Here is a 16958-nt window from a genome sequence, read left to right on the forward strand (position 1 = left end):
AGACGGTGAACGTTCGACAGGGAAAACCCATTCACTTTGTTCGTTGGCCTCAGGCGCCGGCAGCTGCATTCGCAGCTTTGGCTATCGCGGCATAAGCCGCGGCGGCCAGTCGGCCTTGCGGAGCCTCACGGCTCCGGCCCGTACCGCCAACGCCGCCGTTCCCGAATTGGCGCGGGGTGGAGCAGCCCGGTAGCTCGTCAGGCTCATAACCTGAAGGTCACAGGTTCAAATCCTGTCCCCGCAACCAACACACACATCCGCCCCCCGCAGCTCACGCCGCGGGGGGCAATTTGCGTCTCCGCTACAGCAAGCCCAATGACCGAAAACTCGTCAGCCCGCCCCGCGTGACAATCAAGTGATCCACCAGCTTCAGATCCAGCATGCCGAAGACCCGCTCGGCGTGCCGCGTCACGGCGATGTCGGCGGCGCTCGGGCGAGGGTCGGCGGATGGATGGTTGTGCGCCATGACCACCCCCGCGGCGTTCAGCGTCATCGCCTCTTGCGCGACCGCTCGCAAGGGGATCGCGACAGCGCCGACGTCGCCGGCGGCGCTCTGGCGCACGGCGATAATCCGGTGAGACCGATCGAGCAGCGCAAAGGCGGCGATCTCGATCGGCGCGACGCCCAGTGGCGCGAAGATGGCGCGTGCGGCGCTGATGTCTACAAGGCATTGAATCGCGGCGCCCATTTGCCGAACATGCCATGAACTGCCGCGTGCCGATGGCACAGACTGGTCCGCTACGGTACCAAGCCACGCAACTCCCCGGTTGCGCGCGGGACTTGCCGATGGCGGTAGTCGCACTAAACCGCGCCGGAAAGCAGGGAGCGGCGGCGTGGAGCATTTCGACCGACAATATCTGGAGCTGCTTGAGGCGGTCTGGACGCGGGGCGACGAGCGGCGAGATCGCACCGGCGTCGGCACGCGCTCGCTGTTCGGGCCAACGATGCGGTTCGATCTGTCGGACGGCAAGGTCCCTTTGCTGACCACCAAGCGCGTGGCTTGGAAGACGGCAGCACGCGAGATGATGTGGTTCCTCACCGGCAACACCAACATCCGCCCGCTGGTCGAGCAGAGGGTCCACATCTGGACCGACTGGCCGCTCGCACGCTACCGCCGTGAAACCGGTGAGGACATCGACCGCGACTCCTTCGAAGCGCGCATCATAGCCGACGATGCGTTCGCGGAGCGCTGGGGTGATCTCGGCCCCGTCTATGGCAAGCAATGGGTTGCTTGGGACACCTATGAGCCGGCGGGCGACGGTCTGTTCCGCCGGGGCGAGCCGGTCAATCAGATCGCGCGGCTGATTGACGACATCCGAAACAACCCGACGTCGCGCCGGCTGCTGTTCACCGGCTGGAACGTTGCCGAACTGCCAGGCATGGCGCTGCCCCCCTGCCACATGACCTACCAGTTTCACGTCGCGAGGGGGCGCGTGTCGTGCGCGTTGTGGCAACGCTCATGTGACCTGGGACTTGGTTTCGCATTCAACGCATTTTCGGCCGCGCTCCTGCTGCGGATGGTGGCACAGCAGTGCGACCTGGAGGCCGGCGAGTTGGTGTGGAGCGGGGGTGACGTACACGTCTACCTGAACCACGAGCATCTCGTTACGGAGCAGCTGTCCCGCGTGCCGCGCGGCCAGCCAAGGCTGGAAATCAGGCGCAAGCCCGCCACGATTTTCGACTACCGCATCGAGGATTTCGAGGTCTTCGACTACGACCCCCACCCGCATATCGCCGCCCCGGTAGCCGTGTGATCGCCTGAGCCGTCCCTACCGCGAGCCGAAGCGGCTGCGGCGCCGGTCGCAGTGATTATCGTGCCGGACCGGTTTGCTGCACAGCCTGCGGCCCAGGATGCAGGGCGGAATGCGTTTGGCCCTCTAGGGCATCGCTGAACCCATCCGAATCGTGCCCACGAACGCCGAGCCACCGCTGCGCCTTCAAGAAAGTCGCATCGGTTACGGTCAACGAACACGATGGCGCTCAGCACCCGTCGTCACCCACTCGAGGTTTGTTGTGGCTCCTCGAAATGAAAAGCCGCAGCCGTTCGATCTGCTCATCCCTCAGCCGAACAGGTGGCTCGTTCCGAGCTCCAAGGAGCCTGAATGGAATAGAGACGCTCACGATGGGCCCCGACCCCCATCGGGCAGCGTGACTATACCAAGCATGCAACGCTTATCGACGGCGTTGCTGCTGCGCATGCACGTGCGACAATGCGTTTGTGAACCTGCGCGCTGATCTGGGATACGGGCGAGGCGGCCTGAATGAAGGGGTTGAAGCGCGCCGCGCCGCTGCCACATCGGGTGCATCAGCCAAGGAGCAACCCGATGGGCCAGCGCCCGCCGCACGTAAAGCCGCCCGCCTACCTCTCGAAGAGCCCGCCGGTGCCCAAGCCCGAGCCGGCGGCGAGGAAGCCCGATCCCGACGGCCGCGACCCGGTGCGGTATGGCGACTGGGAACTCAAGGGGATCGCGATCGATTTCTAGCGTCTAGGTCAAATCAAGGCCGCCATCCCAGCGCAGACGGGAACCGCTGAGTGCGGGGCGCCTGCGTAGTGGGCGCAAGCCCAGCTGTCGCTATGTAACGGCTTTGTGGGTGCCGCTCAGGCTTCGGGCCGGAGCGGCCTCGCCAGCAGCGCCTGTGTGATCGCGTCCACATCTGCCCCCTCGAGTAGCGCGCACACCGCCTCGGTCACAGGCATGTCGACGCCGCGCGCGCGCGCATCCTCACGGAGGACAGGGGCGGTAAAGGCGCCCTCCGCCACGGTCCTGCGGTCGGCGAGCATCGAGGCGGCGGGGCGCCCCTCGCCGATACCGACGCCCAGCGAGAAGTTGCGGCTGCTGGTCGAGGAGCAGGTGAGGACGAGGTCGCCAAGGCCCGACAGGCCGCTCAACGTCTCCGCCCGCGCGCCGCGGGCGATGCCGTAGCGGGTCATCTCGGCGAACCCGCGTGCGATCACCGCCGCGCGCGCGTTCTGGCCAAGGCCCGCGCCGTCGACAACGCCGCAGGCGATAGCGAGCACGTTCTTCACCGCGCCGCCGATCTCGGCGCCGATTACATCGTCGCTGGCATAGGGGCGCAGGCTTGGCCCTGCGAGCCGCTCGGCCAGCGCATTGCGCAATCCGGGGTCGGCACAGGCGAGCGTGACCGCGGTGGGCAACCCGGCCGCGACCTCATGCGCGAAGGTCGGGCCGGAAAGGACGGCAAGCGGCGCGTCCGGGCGAACGTCTGCGGCGATCTCGCTGACCAGCCGGCGTGTACCCGCCTCGATCCCCTTGGCGCACAGGACGAGCGGTCGACCGGCGACGTCGATTTCGCAGAGCACCGCGCCGACATGCTGCGCCGGAACGACGACGAGCAGCGCGTCGGCTTCGGCCAGATCGGCAAGGTCGCCGGTGGCGCGGATCGCGGGCGACAGCTTTGCCTTGGGCAGGAACAGCGCGTTGACGTGCGCCTCGTTGATGCTCGCCACCACCTCGGGCTCGCGCGCCCAGAGCGTCACGTCCTCGCCGCCCGAGGCGGCGACCTGCGCGAGCGCGGTGCCCCAAGCGCCCGCGCCGATGACGCCGATCCTCATGCCTTGACCCCCGCCCCGCGCGCCGGTGCCGCGTGCGGATCGAGCGGCCAGCGCGCGCGTGCGGGCGTGTCGAGCGGGTCGGTCAGCCCCGCGGCGAGGCGCTCCGCCCCGGCCCAGGCGATCATCGCCGCATTGTCGGTGCAGAGCCACAGGGGCGGGGCGACGAACGGCAAGTCGTAGGACGCGGCGAGCGACTGAAGCGACGAACGCACGCCCTGATTGGCAGCCACCCCACCCGCGACGACCAGCGCGGTGACGCCCGGCGCGCTGCCGATCGCGCGGCGCGTGCGGTCGATCAGGCAATCGATGACCGCCTGTTGGAAGGCGGCGGCGATATCCTCGGCGCGGTGCTCGCCCGATTGGGCGGCACGCGCGACGGCGCTCTTGAGGCCGGCGAAGGAGAAATGCGGCTCGGCACTGCCCATCAGCGGGCGGGGGAGCGACACCGCATTTGCGTCGCCCTGCGCGGCGGCGCGCTCGACCGCGGGGCCGCCGGGAAAGCCCAGCCCGAGAAGCTTGGCGGTCTTGTCGAACGCCTCGCCCGCGGCATCGTCGATCGTTGTCGCGAGGCGGACGTGGTCGCCCACTCCGCGCACCAGCAGCAACTGGCAATGCCCGCCCGAGACGAGAAGAAGGAGATAGGGAAAGGCGAGGTCGGGCTCTGCGAGCCGGGGGCTCAGCGCATGCCCCTCCAGATGATTGACCGCGATCAGCGGCTTGCCCGAGGCGTGCGCGAGCGCCTTACCCGTTACGAGGCCGACCATCACTCCGCCGATCAGCCCGGGCCCGGCGGTTGCGGCGATCGCATCGACATCGGCGAGCGTCACGCCGGCCTCTGCCAGTGCGCTCTCGATCAAGGGGGAGAGGATGTCGGCATGCGCGCGCGCCGCGATCTCCGGCACCACGCCGCCATAGGGGGCATGCGCGGCTTCCTGCCCCGCCAGCTTGTGCGAGAGGATCCGCCGGTCGCTGGTGACGAGCGCCGCGGCGGTTTCGTCGCAGCTCGATTCGATGCCAAGGATCAGCGCCATCGCTTCCATCTAGCCGCGCGTCCGGTTAGCACAAGGCCATGGCCCGACCCTTCCGCATCGGCACGCGCGGTTCGCCGCTGGCGCTCACCCAGGCCAATCTGGCGCGATCGCTGCTCGCCGCGGCGCATGAGCGGGACGCCTCGGCGTTCGAGATCGTGCCGATCCGCACCACCGGCGACCGCGTGCAGGACCGGCCGCTGGCCGAGATCGGCGGCAAGGCGCTGTGGACCAAGGAGCTCGACCGCGCGCTGATCGAGGGCGAGATCGACTGCGCAGTGCACTCGATGAAGGATGTCGAGACGATTCGCCCGAGCGCCATCGTCATCGCCGCGATCCTTGAGCGCGCCGACGTGCGCGAGCGGTTGCTGGGCGCGTCCTCGATCGAGGCGCTGCCGCTGGGCGCGGCGATCGGCACCTCCTCGCCCCGGCGTGCGGCGCAGATGCGGCGGATGCGGCCCGACCTGCGCATCGTCCCCCTTCGCGGCAATGTCGATACGCGCATCGCCAAGCTGACGACGGGAGAGGCCGACGCTACGCTGCTCGCCGCGGCCGGGCTCGAACGCTTGGGGCGCGGCGAAGTAGGCGTGGCGCTGCCGATCGAGACGATGCTCCCCGCGCCGTCGCAGGGGGCGATCGGGATAGAGGTGCGCGCGAGCGATGCCGATGCGCGCGCGCTGGTCGGCGCGATCGACCATGCCGACACCCACGCCTGCGTCATGGCCGAGCGGGCGCTGCTCGCGGCGCTGGAGGCTGACTGCCACTCGCCCGTCGCGGCGCATGCGCGGTTCGAGGGCGGAGTGATGGTCCTGGCGGCGCAGCTCCTGAGCGAAGACGGGGCCGAGCATGTGACGGGCTCGCTGTCGGGCCATGACGGGATCACGCTGGCGCGAGCGCTGGCGCGAGACCTGATCGAACGCGCGCCGGCGGCGGTCTGCGCGCGCTTCGGATCATGCGACGCCGCCTGATCGTCCTGCGCCCCGAACCGGGCAACGCCGCGACCTGTGCCGCAATCCGCGCGGGCGGCGTCGAGGCGGTGGCGCTGCCGCTGTTCGAGGTGCGGCCGGTTCCATGGGAGGCGCCCGACCCAGCGGGCTTTGATGCACTGGTACTGACGAGCGCCAACGCCGTGCGTCATGCCGGGCCGCAGCTTGTCCGCTATGGCGGGCTTCCGGTCGTTACCGTGGGCGCCGCTACGGCGCGGGCGGCCGAAGCGGCGGGCCTCGCCGTCGCTGCCATGGGCGAGGGCGATGCAGCGGATCTACCTCCGATGCTCGCCTCGATCGGCGCCGAGCGTCCGCTGCACCTCACCGGACGCGACCATCGGGGGCTCGGACTGGGCGAGACGGTGGTGGTCTATGCGAGCGAGCCGGACGACCCGGCGCCCGGCGCACTGGCGGTGCTCGAGGGATCGACCGCGTTGATCCATTCGGCGCGCGCAGGGGCGCGGTTGGCCACCCTCGCCAGTGCCGCTGGGCTCGGCCGTGCGACGATCGCGGTGGCGGCGATCAGCCCGGCGGCGCTTCGGGCAGCGGGCGAGGGGTGGCGCGCGGCGACGGCCGCGCCTGTGCCGCGCGACGACGCGCTGATCGCCGCGGCGCTTTCGATTGACCGCCCCGATGGCGGCAGGGATAAGGTGCCATGATCGCCGACGAAGTTTCGTTCGAAGCGCGCCCGCGTCGGCGCGGCCGCGGCCTGTCGCTGCTCATCGCCATCCTGCTGGCGCTCGGCATCGGTATCGTCGTGGCGGTGCTGTGGATCGCCCCGGTGTGGGAGCGTTGGCGCGCGCCCGCGGCAGCACGGGCCGCTGCGACGGCTCTCCCCAGAACGCCCGCCGCACCCGCCAACGCGGAGCCGGGCGCCGACCTCACTTCGCTTTATGCGCGCGAGATCGCATTGGCCGCGCGGCTTGAGGCGCTCGAGACCGAACTGTCGGGCATCGAGGGCGATTCGCGCCTTGCCTCCGCTTATGCGCGGCGCGCCGAGGGTGTGCTGGTCGCCTTTGCCGCGCGCCGGGCGCTCGATCGCGGCCTGCCGCTCGGCTATGTCGATGCGCAGCTTCGCGAGCGGTTTGGCGCGGTGCGTCCCACCGCCGTCGCGGCGGTAACGGCGGCCGCGGCGTCGCCTGTCACGCTCGAGGATCTGCGCCTCGGCCTCGAATCGATGGCGCCGACGCTGATGAGCGGGACGCGCGACGGGTGGTGGCCGGCGCTGCGCCGCGAGCTCGCCGGGCTCGTGGTGCTGCGTCAGGAGACGACGCCGAGTGCGCGTCCCGCCGACCGGCTGACGCGCGCGCGCCGGCTGGTCGATGCCGGCAATGTCGAGGCGGCGATGGCCGAGGTCGCGCGGATGCCCGGCGCGCAGGGGGCGCAGGGCTGGCTTCAGGCCGCGCAGCGCTATGTTCAGGCACGCCGCGCGCTCAACGTCATCGAGGCGACGGCGCTGTCGCTACCGGAGCCACCGCCGGCCCCGCCGCCGCCGGCCGCGCTTCCGACGCCCTCGCGGCCGCGCTGACCGCTCAGGTCGCGCAGGCGACGCGCGCCGCGTCGATCGCCGTCGCCGCCCCCGACAGGCGATAGACATCGGCGAAGGGCCGGCGATCAGTGCCGACGCTTTCGACGCTCAGGCTGCGTGCGCCGCGCATCGCCGCGACGATCGCGCGGTCGGTTTCGCTATCGGGCGCCCAGCCGTCGCGCGGCCCCGCGGTCAGGCGGAAGCGCCGCTCGCCAATGGTGAGGGTGACGCGGGCCGCGTCGCTACGCGGCCGGCTGAGCCGCACGTGAAGCTGCGGCCGCGGTCCCGATGCCGGCCATACGCCAACCGCGACGAATCCCCGGCGGCCTCGCTGGACCGGCGCGCTCATCGCATAACAGCGCCGCGGGCCATTGTCGGCGAACGCGCCCCAGGCATCGAACACGCCGATCGCGGTCGGCGAAAACGCCAGCATCAGGGCGGCAAGATGGCTCATGCGGGACCGATTGCGGCGTTGGAATGGGGCAGGGTTGGTTCAACCCCCTGTTGCGCAATTGCCACCGAAATCCCCGTTTATCTGCCGTTCATGCAACTTCGCTGCGACGCACCCATTTGAGCGCCCCGTCCGGTTCGCTGCCAGCGCGCCGGATGTGTGTTCAGGTAAGGAGTTTTCCATGCGTTACGCAATCGCCGCGGCACTCGTCGCTTCCACCGCCTTCACCGCTCCCGCGCTCGCGCAGGACCAGGTCAACCCCGTCTTCACCGGCCCGCGCATCGCCGTGCTCGGCGGCTATGACGGCATCCGGCCGGGGTCGAGCGAGGACAGCGATGTCGAGGGCGACGACCAGACGGTCGACGGGTTCCTCTATGGCGGCGAGATCGGCTACGACTTCGCCTTCGGCGGCGCGCTCGTCGGCGTTGAGGCGGAACTGACCGATTCGACCGGCAAGGTCGAGACCAACCGGGTCAATCCCAACACCTTCGGCTTCGGCGAGGTTTCGACCGGCCGCGACATCTATGTCGGCGCGCGCGTCGGTGCACTCGTCGACCCGTCGACGCTGGTCTATGCCAAGGGCGGCTACACCAACACGCGCCTCAACGTGCTGGCCGGCGACGGTGAGACCGAACTCGACACCAACTTCAACCTCGACGGTTGGCGCCTGGGCGCGGGTGTCGAGCGCGCAATCGGCACCAACACCTTCGCCAAGCTCGAGTATCGTTACTCGAACTACGAGCAGGCGCGTCTCGAATATCCCGACGGGGCGACGACGGGCCGGTTCGACGTCGATACCGACCGCCATCAGGTCGTTGCCGGTGTTGGCCTGCGCTTCTGATCGGCGCGAGCTTCGTTAGCGGGGCGTTAACCCCGCGGACCTAGTCGAACGAAGGGCCGGAGCGGCTTGCTCCGGCCCTTTTTCGCGCTAGACATAGGTGGCTTCGAGGGCCGCTCCGGGCGCGGAGGCGTGGACGTTGGTGGGGCGCGGCCCCGGGGGATTGAAATGAAGGCGACGATCGAACGCGCGACCCTGCTCCGGGCGCTGAGTCACGTCCAGTCTGTGGTCGAGCGGCGGAACACCATTCCCATCCTCTCGAACGTGCTGATCGACGCGCAGGCCCAGGGCACGATCCACCTGATGGCGACCGACCTCGACCTACAGATCGACGAGACGATCGCCGCAGCGGTGGATCAGGCGGGCGCGACCACCGTGTCGGCACACACGCTGTTCGACATCGCTCGCAAGCTGCCCGAAGGCGCGCAGGTCGAGCTGGCGGCGGCCGAGGGGCGGTTGACCGTCGTTGCCGGGCGCGCGCGCTTCCAGCTGGCGACGTTGCCGCGCGACGACTTTCCCGTAATTGCCGAGGGCGAGTTGCCGACGCAGTTCGAGCTGCCGGCCGAGACGCTCAAGGCGATCATCGACAAGACGCGCTTCGCGATCTCGACCGAAGAGACGCGCTATTATCTCAACGGCATCTTCCTCCACGTCGCCGACGATGGCGGTCCGGCGGGCGGACAGGCCGTGCTCAAGGCTGCCGCGACCGACGGCCACCGCCTCGCCCGTGTCACCGTCGCGCGGCCCGAGGGGGCCGAGGCCATGCCCGACGTCATCGTGCCGCGCAAATGCGTGGGCGAACTTCGCAAGCTTCTTGACGAGGTCGACGGGTCGGTGGGCGTGTCGCTCAGCCCCTCGAAGATCCGCTTCGATCTGGGGCAGGCGATCCTGACGTCGAAGCTGATCGACGGCACCTTCCCCGATTATTCGCGCGTCATCCCGACCGCCAACGACAAGCTGCTCAAGCTTGATCCCAAGAGCTTCATGGAGGGTGTCGACCGCGTCTCGACGATTGCCACCGAAAAGACGCGCGCGGTCAAGATGGCGGTCGATCGCGACAAGATCACGCTGTCGGTGACGAGCCCCGAGAACGGTGCCGCGGCCGAGGAAGTCCCTGGCGACTATGCCGCGATGCCGCTGGAGATCGGGTTCAACAGCCGCTACCTGCTCGATATCCTTCACCAGATCGAGGGGGACAGCGTCGAGGTCCACCTCGCCGACGCTGCAGCGCCAACGCTGATTCGCGAGAACGACAAGAGCCCGGCGCTATACGTCCTTATGCCCATGCGAGTTTGAGATCGGTCGTGCTGCGCTGCAACTTGCACTAATATCACGCGAATTTTGACGAGTTTGGTACCTAACCGGCCTTTACGCACGCTTCAGATGCGGTAACTTGTTTTACAAACAAGACAGGCTGGAGAGGCGAGATGATGGGTACGCCACCCATGGACAATCTGATGTCCACCGAAGGACGGGCGATGACAGGCGGCCTGTCGAATCTGACGATCTATATTCTCTCTGCAGCGATCATCGTGCTCTTCTGGGCAATCGTGGCGCTGCTGCTGGTCTGAGGCTTGTACCGCTTCCGCGCCTGATATATTGACAACAGTGTCAATAAGGAGTGCGCCGGTCGCCACGCAGCCCGACATAGCCGGCCACGTGCCGGAGCCGTTGACGGCAGGATTCAACCCGGGCCGCCCGCTGCACCGCGACTGGCGGGCCGCGTGGATTGCCGTACGTAATTTGCTGCGCGATCCCGAAGATACCGAACAGGTGTTTCGGATCATGCGCGCCCTCAACGCTGATACCAGCCACCGAAACTACACCCGCCTCCTTCGCTCCGCAGAGGGCGGACGGATTGCGTTTCGTCATGTCGAACTGGCTGATCGCCTTGGCGATCGTGGCTGGATCGACGCGTTTCCGGCGGGATCCGTCGGCGCCGCCTATCGCGCTTTCCTCGATCGCACGGGCTTCTCGGCACAGGGGCTGGCCGATATCAGCTATGCCGAGAACGCCGAGTTTCGTGATAGCGAGCATCCCTATGCCTGGTTCGGGCGGCGGGAGCGCGACGTTCACGACATCTGGCACGTGCTGACGGGCTACACCGCCGAGGAACCGTTGGGCGAGGCCTGCCTCGTCGCGTTCAGCTACGCGCAGACCGGCGGGCTGGGCTGGGGCGCGATCGGTGCGATGGCGGCGCTCAAGAGTCTCAAGATCACCCGCGACACGCGCTTCGCCCGCGCGGTGTGGGAAGGATACCGAAACGGCCGGCGCGCCGCCTGGCTGCATGGCGAGGATTACGAGGCGCTGCTGGCTGAGCCGCTCGACGCCGCGCGGCGTCGGCTCGGAATCGTCGAGCCGGTGGCGTATCAGCGCGCGCAGGCGTGGCTGCGGGGCAGGGGCTTGAGCGGCATCTGACGTTGACAGCAGAGAAGAAGCGGCGCCCCGACCAATCCGCCTTGACGACAGTTGAAGGGGATTAACCCCCGCGATCGTCATGCCCGACTTGATCCGGATTGCCGATTCGGCCTTCTTCTACTTAGCCTCTGCGAACCGCACCGCCGCCTCCACGAGTAGCACCGGCACGCCGTCGCGGATCGGATATGCCAAGCCGGCCGCGTCCGACACCAGCCGGTCGCCCTCCTGCCGCAGCGGCGTGCGCGTCGCCGGGCAGACCAGCCGTTCGAGGAGCCACGGGTCGAGCGGCGCCGTCATTGCAGCGTCGCGTCGTCCTGACCATGACGGCCAAAAAACTGGATCAACTGCACGAGCAACTCGGCCCGGTCGTCGAGCGTCGCCGATTCGAGCAGCGCCTGCTTCGACGCGACGTCGAACGGCGCGATCTGGGCAATGCCGTTAACAAGGCTCTCGTCGTCGAGCCTCGTCACAGCTTCCCAATCGACGGCATAGCCATGCACCTCGGCGAAGCGGCGCGATTCCATCTCAATCGACGCGCGCATGCCGAGGCTGAGCGTCTCGGCCTCGGCACGAGGCAGCAGCTCGGCCTCGACCTGCCGGAACAGCGTCGCCACGTCGAGTTCGCGGACGATGCGGAACAGCGCCTGCCCTTCGAGCACGATATCGAAGCGGCCGTCGTCATGCGCCTCGACATCGACGATCCGGCCGACACAGCCGGTCTCGAAGAGCGGCGGCGGCTCGCCGGGCCCGCGCGGCTGAACCATGCCGATCCGTCGATCTCGCGCGAGCGCGTCGCTCACCATGGCGCGATATCGCGGCTCGAAGATGTGGAGCGGCAGGTGCATCCCGGGAAACAGGATCGCGCCCCCGAGAGGAAAGACCGAGAGGCGCGTGGCGCTCATCCGAACAGGATCGCCGACAGGCGGCGGCGCTGCTGCGACACCCACGGGTCCTCGAGCCCGACGACCTCGAATAGTTTCAACAGCCGCTGGCGCGCCGCCCCTTCGTTCCAGTCACGATCGGCCTGGATCATCCTGAGGAGCAGATCCGCAGCGGCGTCGCGCTCGCCCGCCGCCATCAGTCCACCCGCGAGTTCGTAGGCGAGCGCAGGATCGTCGGGATTGGCCGCGACCTGTGCCTTCAGCCCGGCCAGGTCGTCGACCGGCGCCGCCTCGCGCGCGAGCGCCAGCGCGGCGTTGGCGCGGGCGACCTCCGGCGATTTCGCCGCCTCGTCGGGCAGCGCGGCGAGTGCGCCCTCGGCCTCGTCCAATCGGCCAAGTGCGATCAACGCGCGTGCACGGCCACCCGCGACCGCGGCATGCTCGGGCGCCATCTCGGCAAGCTGGTCGTAGATCGACAGCGCGCGTGCCGAGTCGCCCTCGCCCAGCACACCCTCGGCCATTTCGATCAGCGGTTCGAGTTCGGCCTCGGCCTGCTGGTCAGCGCCGGCGATCGGCAACTGGCGGAGGATCTGGTCGAGATTCGCCTTGAGTGCCGATTCGGTCCGCGCCTGCCCCAGATCGGCGACGAGCTGGCCCTGAAACATGGTATAGACGGTCGGAACCGAGCGCACCTGGAACTGCGCAGCGATGAACTGGCTCTTGTCGACGTCGATCTTGGCGAGGCGCACGCCCTTGGGCGCATATTCGCCCGCCACCTTTTCGATCACCGGGCCGAGCGCTTTGCACGGGCCGCACCACTCCGCGGTGAAATAGACGATCACCAGCTCGGTCATCGACGGTTCGACGATGTCGCGGCGGAACGCCTCGACGGCTTCCTTGTCGGCGGCGGAAAGACCCAGCGTGGCCAAGGCGGCACCCCTTGATGGTGAAACGGACAATGCCCCCATGTGGGCCTTTCGCCGCGACAGGCCAACCCCTGCCTTGGTCACGAAAAAGGGGTTGCGGACCCTTGGGGCCGATGCTAGTGGCCGCCGCCTCGACACGGGGTTCCCGGTCGATGACGCCAGAGCGGGCGTAGCTCAGGGGTAGAGCACAACCTTGCCAAGGTTGGGGTCGAGGGTTCGAATCCCTTCGCCCGCTCCAGTTCGGTGCTGCTGATTAGCAGCGCTAATCTGCAAATTAGCAGCGGACCGGCCGGTGGTGGCAGAGCAACCGACCGACGCCGCGGTCTCGCCGCGGCGTGCTCACGCTTCTTTCTGTCATTTCTTCCCCTCTTCAGCGCATTAAGAAGAGGGGCAGCCCGCCGACAAGCTCAGGGCAAACGGGGTTGAAGGGGACTCTAACCCAACCTCTCCACCGTCGCCGCATCCGGCCCGCCGAAGAACGCCGCCAGCGCCGCCGCGACCCGCGCGCCGCCGCCCGCGGCCGCGAACAGCGTCAGCGAAGAGCGAAGCTTCATCGCGTCGATTCCGCCCATGATCGCCTCGGCCGATCGGTCGCGGTGCGCCAGCAGCGCCCCGACGCATTCGACATAGCGCGCGCCGAGCACTGGATGCGCGAGATATGCGCGCGCTTCATCAAGCGATGCGATCGCATAGGCGCGCGCCATTGCGCTGCGCCCCAGCCCCTCGATCTGCGGGAAGATGAACCACATCCAGTGGCTCTGCTTCTCGCCCGCGAGAAGCTCGGTCAGCGCGATCGGGTAGACGCCCTCCTGCGCGGCGACGAAGCGTTCGAGATCAAAGGCTTGAGCCATGGCATTGCCCTTCCGACAGGCGGTGGTTACGCACGGCACCAAATAACGATCCAGTCGGGGAGCCCTTCATGCCGCGTACCGCCGTCTCGTTCATCGCCCTGTCGCTCGCGCTCGGGAGCGCGCAGGCGCAGACACCGCCGACGCAAAGCCAGCCGCCGGTCGAGGCCACCGAAGCCCCCGAGAACGAGGCGCGCGCTCCCGCGCCGACGCCCGCGCAACCCGCCCCGCCCGCGGCAACGGCGCAGGCACCCGCCGCTCCCGCCGACAAGAAGGCGAGGTGGGACGTCAATGCGCCGCCGGGCGCCGCGCTTCGCCAGGTACGGATCGACACCGACGAGGGAAGCTGGATGGACGTCGATGTCAGCCCCGACGGGCGGACGATCGCGTTCACGCTGCTCGGTGACATCTATACGATGCCGATCGCCGGCGGCACGCCGACCCGCATTGCCGAGGGGCTCGCATGGGAAGTGCAGCCGCGCTTCTCGCCCGACGGGCGGCGCATCGCCTTCACCTCCGATCGCGGCGGCGGCGACAATATCTGGATCATGAACGCCGACGGCAGCGACAAGCGCCAGGTGACGAAGGAGGATTTCCGCCTCCTCAACCAGCCGAGCTGGTCGCCCGACGGCGAATATATCGTGGCAAAGAAGCATTTCACGACCGGTCGCAGCCTCGGCACCGGCGAGGTGTGGATGTACCATGTCTCGGGCGGAGCCGGCGTGCGGCTGGTCAAGCGACCCGACGAGCGGCACCAGAAGGAACTGGGCGAGCCGATCTTCGCGCCCGACGGCAAGTCGGTCTATTTCACGCGCAACGTCACGCCCGGCCCGATCTTCGAATACGCGCAGGATTCGAACACCGACCTGTTCCACATCGAGCAGGTGGACCTGGCTACCGGCGAGACGCGCGCGGTCGTGACCGGGAATGGCGGCTCGGTCCGGCCGCAGCCTTCGCATGACGGCAAGAAGATCGCCTTCGTCCGGCGCGAGGCGACGCGATCGAAGCTCTATGTCCGCGATCTGGAGAGCGGGGCCGAGCGCAAGGTCTATGACGCGCTCGACCAGGACGTGCAGGAGACCTGGGCCGTCACCGGCGTTTATCCCAACATGGCGTGGATGCCCGGCGACAAGGAGATCGTCGTCTGGGCGGGCGGCAAGCTCAACCGCATCGACGTCGAGAGCGGACAGGCGCGGCAGATTCCCTTTCGTGTCACCGACACGCGCACCGTGACGCAGGCACCGCATCCGCAAATCACGGTCGGCGAGGCGCGCTTCACCACGAAGATGCCGCGCTTCGCCAGTGTGTCGCCCGATGGTCGCCAGGTTGTGTTCGAGAGCCTGGGCAAGCTCTACGTCAAGCCGATGGCGGGCGGCCCGGCGCGGCGGCTGACGCGGGGCGGTGAAGGGCGGGAGCTATTCCCCACCTGGTCGCCCGATGGCCGGACCGTCGCCTATGTCGATTGGACCGATGCGGGCGCCGGGCGGCTGATGACCGTTCCGGCCGCAGGCGGCGCAGCGAAGGCGATCACGACGCGCGCGGGCCATTATGCGCGCCCCCGGTTCTCGCCCGATGGCGAGACGATCGTGTTCGAGGGCAAGGGGGCGCGGCGAGTGACGCGTCCTGGCTATGCGCTCGACGACGGGGTCTATCGCGTGGCGGCGAGCGGCGGCGCGCCGATGCTCGTCGCGAGGGGCATGGCGCTGCCGCAGTTCGGCGCGGCCAGCGACCGTGTGTTCATGGTGGGCGAGGATGCGGGCAAGCAAGTGCTCGTCTCCACCGACCTCAGCGGCGGCGCGAAGCAGACGCATTTCATCGGCGAGCTTGCGACCAACTTCTCGGTCTCGCCCGATGGCCGGACCGCGGCGTTCATCCAGAATTACGAGGCGTTCGTCGTCCCGCTCGTGCCTGGCAACCAGGCGCTGGAGATCGACCCCGAGTCGAAGGCGCTGCCGGTGACGCGCGTCAGCGCCAATGGCGCGACCTATGTTAACTGGTCGGCGAAGGGCGACCGTATCCACTGGTCGACCGGCCCTACGCTCTACACGGCGGAGCGGGCACGCCTCTTCCCCACCGCGCCCACGGGCGAGAATGCGGCGAAGTTCGTGCCCCCCACGACCGGCCTCGACCTGTCGATGCCCGTCGAGGCGGCGAAGCCCAGCGCCACGCTTGCGCTGACCGGCGCGCGGATCGTCACCATGGCGGGCACGGACGGCGGCATCGTCGAGGACGGCACGATCGTGATTCGCGGCGACCGCATCGTCGCGGTGGGGCCGCGTGCCTCCACGCCGGTACCCGCGGGTGCGAAGACGATCGACGTTGCCGGCAAGACGATCATTCCCGGCCTGATCGACGCGCATGCACACGGGCCGCAGGGCGATGACGAAGTGGTGCCGCAGCAGAACTGGTCGCTGCTCCAGAATCTCGCCATGGGCACGACGACGATCCACGATCCCTCCTCCTCCGCGAGCGAGATCTTCGTCGCGTCGGAGATGCAGCGCGCAGGCCTGCTCACCGGGCCGCGCATCTATTCGACCGGCGAGATCATCTATGGCGCGCGGGCGGCCGACGTCTATGCGCGGATCGACGGCTATCAGGACGCGCTCGATCATGTCCGCCGACTGAAGGCGCAGGGTGCGCATTCGGTGAAGAACTACAACCAGCCGCGCCGCGAGCAGCGCCAGATGGTCGTCGCCGCCGCGCGGGCCGAGGGGATGCAGGTGGTGGCCGAGGGCGGGTCGCTGTTCGGCATGGACATGAACCTGATCGCCGACGGCAACTCGACGCTCGAGCACAATATTCCGCTTGAGAAATTCTACGGCGACGTCGTCCAGATGTTCGGCCAGTCGGACACCAACTACACGCCGACGCTGATCGTCAGCTATGGCGGCCTCGCCGGCGAACCCTATTGGCGGCAGGCGACCAACGTCTACGACAACCCGCTTCTCATCCATACGCCCCGCGACGCGCTGCTCGCCAACACCGCGCGGGTGGTGAAGGCGCCCGAGAGCAACTTCGTCGACGACGACAATGCGCGCGAGGCGCATCGCATTGCAAAGGCTGGAAGGCTGGTGTCGATCGGCGCCCACGGCCAGCAGGCGGGCATCGGCTCGCACTGGGAGCTCTGGTCGTTCGTGCGCGGCGGCATGACCCCGATCGAGGCGCTGGGTGCGGGCACGATCGAAGCGGCGAAGTCGCTCGGCATGGCGCGTGACATCGGCAGCCTCGAACCCGGCAAGCTTGCCGACCTGGTGGTGCTCGACGCCGATCCCAGCCAGGACATACGCAACTCGGACAAGATCGCGCGGGTGATGCTCGGCGGCCGCCTCTATGACGCGCGCACGATGAACGAGGTCGAAACCGGGACGGCGAAGCGCCTGCCCTATTGGTGGGAGTGACCGGGCGGCGCCCGTCCCGCGGCGGGACGGGCGTAAACCGCAATACGGCTTGAGCCAAATCGTAAACGGCGCGTTAACGGGT

17 protein-coding genes and 2 tRNA genes are annotated in these 16958 nt (G+C 68.5%); 11 read left to right on the top strand and 8 right to left on the bottom strand.

The genetic code is table 11. From position 1 onward, the window contains the following. The first annotated feature begins 170 nt into the window (after positions 1-170). Positions 171-247: transfer RNA gene (locus COC42_RS10070), tRNA-Met, on the top strand. Between the two features lie 54 nt (positions 248-301). On the opposite strand, the gene COC42_RS10075 is transcribed toward COC42_RS10070, so the two are convergent. Then, positions 302-688 carry a JAB domain-containing protein gene (locus COC42_RS10075; RefSeq protein ID WP_096343232.1) on the bottom strand — a complete coding sequence of 129 codons (387 nt, stop codon included), beginning with the start codon at positions 686-688 and terminating at the stop codon, positions 302-304. Between the two features lie 145 nt (positions 689-833). Between COC42_RS10075 and thyA the strand changes: the two genes are divergently transcribed. After that, on the top strand, positions 834-1754 hold the full coding sequence (gene thyA, locus COC42_RS10080) for a thymidylate synthase (protein ID WP_096343233.1): 921 nt from the start codon (positions 834-836) through the stop codon (positions 1752-1754). 570 nt (positions 1755-2324) lie between these two features. Further along, positions 2325-2483: a DUF1674 domain-containing protein gene (locus COC42_RS10085; protein ID WP_096343234.1), complete on the top strand. Its 159-nt coding sequence runs from the start codon at positions 2325-2327 to the stop codon at positions 2481-2483. A 116-nt stretch (positions 2484-2599) separates the two neighbouring features. Here COC42_RS10085 and COC42_RS10090 read toward each other — a convergent pair whose 3' ends face one another. Both COC42_RS10090 and tsaD read right to left on the bottom strand, forming a co-directional pair. Next, complete coding sequence (locus tag COC42_RS10090; RefSeq protein ID WP_096343235.1) at positions 2600-3574, bottom strand: NAD(P)H-dependent glycerol-3-phosphate dehydrogenase; 975 nt, start codon at positions 3572-3574, stop codon at positions 2600-2602. Continuing rightward, positions 3571-4605, bottom strand: a complete 1035-nt coding sequence (gene tsaD, locus COC42_RS10095; RefSeq protein ID WP_096344124.1) for a tRNA (adenosine(37)-N6)-threonylcarbamoyltransferase complex transferase subunit TsaD — start codon at positions 4603-4605, stop codon at positions 3571-3573. The genes COC42_RS10090 and tsaD overlap by 4 nt, the downstream gene beginning before the upstream one ends. Before the next feature lie 38 nt (positions 4606-4643). On the opposite strand from tsaD, the gene hemC reads away from it, so the two are divergent. The 3 genes from hemC to COC42_RS10110 are packed head-to-tail and all read left to right on the top strand — an operon-like array spanning position 4644 to position 7116. Next, positions 4644-5570 carry a hydroxymethylbilane synthase gene (gene hemC, locus COC42_RS10100; RefSeq protein WP_096343236.1) on the top strand — a complete coding sequence of 309 codons (927 nt, stop codon included), beginning with the start codon at positions 4644-4646 and terminating at the stop codon, positions 5568-5570. Then, positions 5555-6247 (top strand): uroporphyrinogen-III synthase, encoded by a 693-nt coding sequence (locus COC42_RS10105; RefSeq protein WP_096343237.1) that lies wholly within the window; start codon positions 5555-5557, stop codon positions 6245-6247. Before hemC ends, COC42_RS10105 begins: the two co-directional genes overlap by 16 nt. Continuing rightward, a complete protein-coding gene (locus COC42_RS10110; protein ID WP_096343238.1) occupies positions 6244-7116 on the top strand; it encodes a hypothetical protein in 873 nt (290 codons plus the stop codon). The genes COC42_RS10105 and COC42_RS10110 overlap by 4 nt, the downstream gene beginning before the upstream one ends. Before the next feature lie 4 nt (positions 7117-7120). Here the strand turns inward: COC42_RS10110 and COC42_RS10115 are convergent, their stop codons facing one another. Then, positions 7121-7570 (bottom strand): hypothetical protein, encoded by a 450-nt coding sequence (locus COC42_RS10115; RefSeq protein WP_096343239.1) that lies wholly within the window; start codon positions 7568-7570, stop codon positions 7121-7123. Positions 7571-7748: 178 nt separating this feature from the next. Here COC42_RS10115 and COC42_RS10120 point away from each other — a divergent pair, with 178 nt between their 5' ends. The 3 genes from COC42_RS10120 to COC42_RS10130 all read left to right on the top strand — a co-directional run bounded on the left by COC42_RS10120 (position 7749) and on the right by COC42_RS10130 (position 10823). Beyond that, positions 7749-8408: an outer membrane protein gene (locus COC42_RS10120; protein WP_096343240.1), complete on the top strand. Its 660-nt coding sequence runs from the start codon at positions 7749-7751 to the stop codon at positions 8406-8408. Positions 8409-8573: 165 nt separating this feature from the next. Then, positions 8574-9701 (top strand): DNA polymerase III subunit beta, encoded by a 1128-nt coding sequence (gene dnaN / locus COC42_RS10125; RefSeq protein ID WP_096343241.1) that lies wholly within the window; start codon positions 8574-8576, stop codon positions 9699-9701. Positions 9702-10064: 363 nt separating this feature from the next. Then, positions 10065-10823 carry a ubiquinone biosynthesis protein COQ4 gene (locus COC42_RS10130; RefSeq protein ID WP_217991282.1) on the top strand — a complete coding sequence of 253 codons (759 nt, stop codon included), beginning with the start codon at positions 10065-10067 and terminating at the stop codon, positions 10821-10823. Positions 10824-10940: 117 nt separating this feature from the next. Here the strand turns inward: COC42_RS10130 and COC42_RS10135 are convergent, their stop codons facing one another. From COC42_RS10135 to COC42_RS10145, 3 genes are read right to left on the bottom strand one after another with little or no spacing between them, the layout of a single operon-like run. Beyond that, positions 10941-11120: a Trm112 family protein gene (locus COC42_RS10135; protein WP_096343242.1), complete on the bottom strand. Its 180-nt coding sequence runs from the start codon at positions 11118-11120 to the stop codon at positions 10941-10943. After that, positions 11117-11725, bottom strand: coding sequence for an LON peptidase substrate-binding domain-containing protein (locus COC42_RS10140; RefSeq protein ID WP_096343243.1), 609 nt, complete (start codon positions 11723-11725; stop codon positions 11117-11119). Before COC42_RS10140 ends, COC42_RS10135 begins: the two co-directional genes overlap by 4 nt. Further along, a complete protein-coding gene (locus COC42_RS10145; protein ID WP_281253094.1) occupies positions 11722-12633 on the bottom strand; it encodes a tetratricopeptide repeat protein in 912 nt (303 codons plus the stop codon). The genes COC42_RS10140 and COC42_RS10145 overlap by 4 nt, the downstream gene beginning before the upstream one ends. Before the next feature lie 160 nt (positions 12634-12793). Here COC42_RS10145 and COC42_RS10150 point away from each other — a divergent pair. After that, positions 12794-12868, top strand: a tRNA-Gly gene (locus COC42_RS10150). 196 nt (positions 12869-13064) lie between these two features. On the opposite strand, the gene COC42_RS10155 is transcribed toward COC42_RS10150, so the two are convergent. Then, on the bottom strand, positions 13065-13481 hold the full coding sequence (locus COC42_RS10155) for a DUF1810 domain-containing protein (protein WP_096343245.1): 417 nt from the start codon (positions 13479-13481) through the stop codon (positions 13065-13067). 68 nt (positions 13482-13549) lie between these two features. On the opposite strand from COC42_RS10155, the gene COC42_RS10160 reads away from it, so the two are divergent. Next, on the top strand, positions 13550-16876 hold the full coding sequence (locus COC42_RS10160) for an amidohydrolase family protein (protein ID WP_096343246.1): 3327 nt from the start codon (positions 13550-13552) through the stop codon (positions 16874-16876). Positions 16877-16958: the final 82 nt, after the last annotated feature.

Origin of the sequence: Sphingomonas spermidinifaciens (assembly GCF_002351485.1) — a bacterium.
Lineage (GTDB): Bacteria > Pseudomonadota > Alphaproteobacteria > Sphingomonadales > Sphingomonadaceae > Sphingomonas > Sphingomonas spermidinifaciens.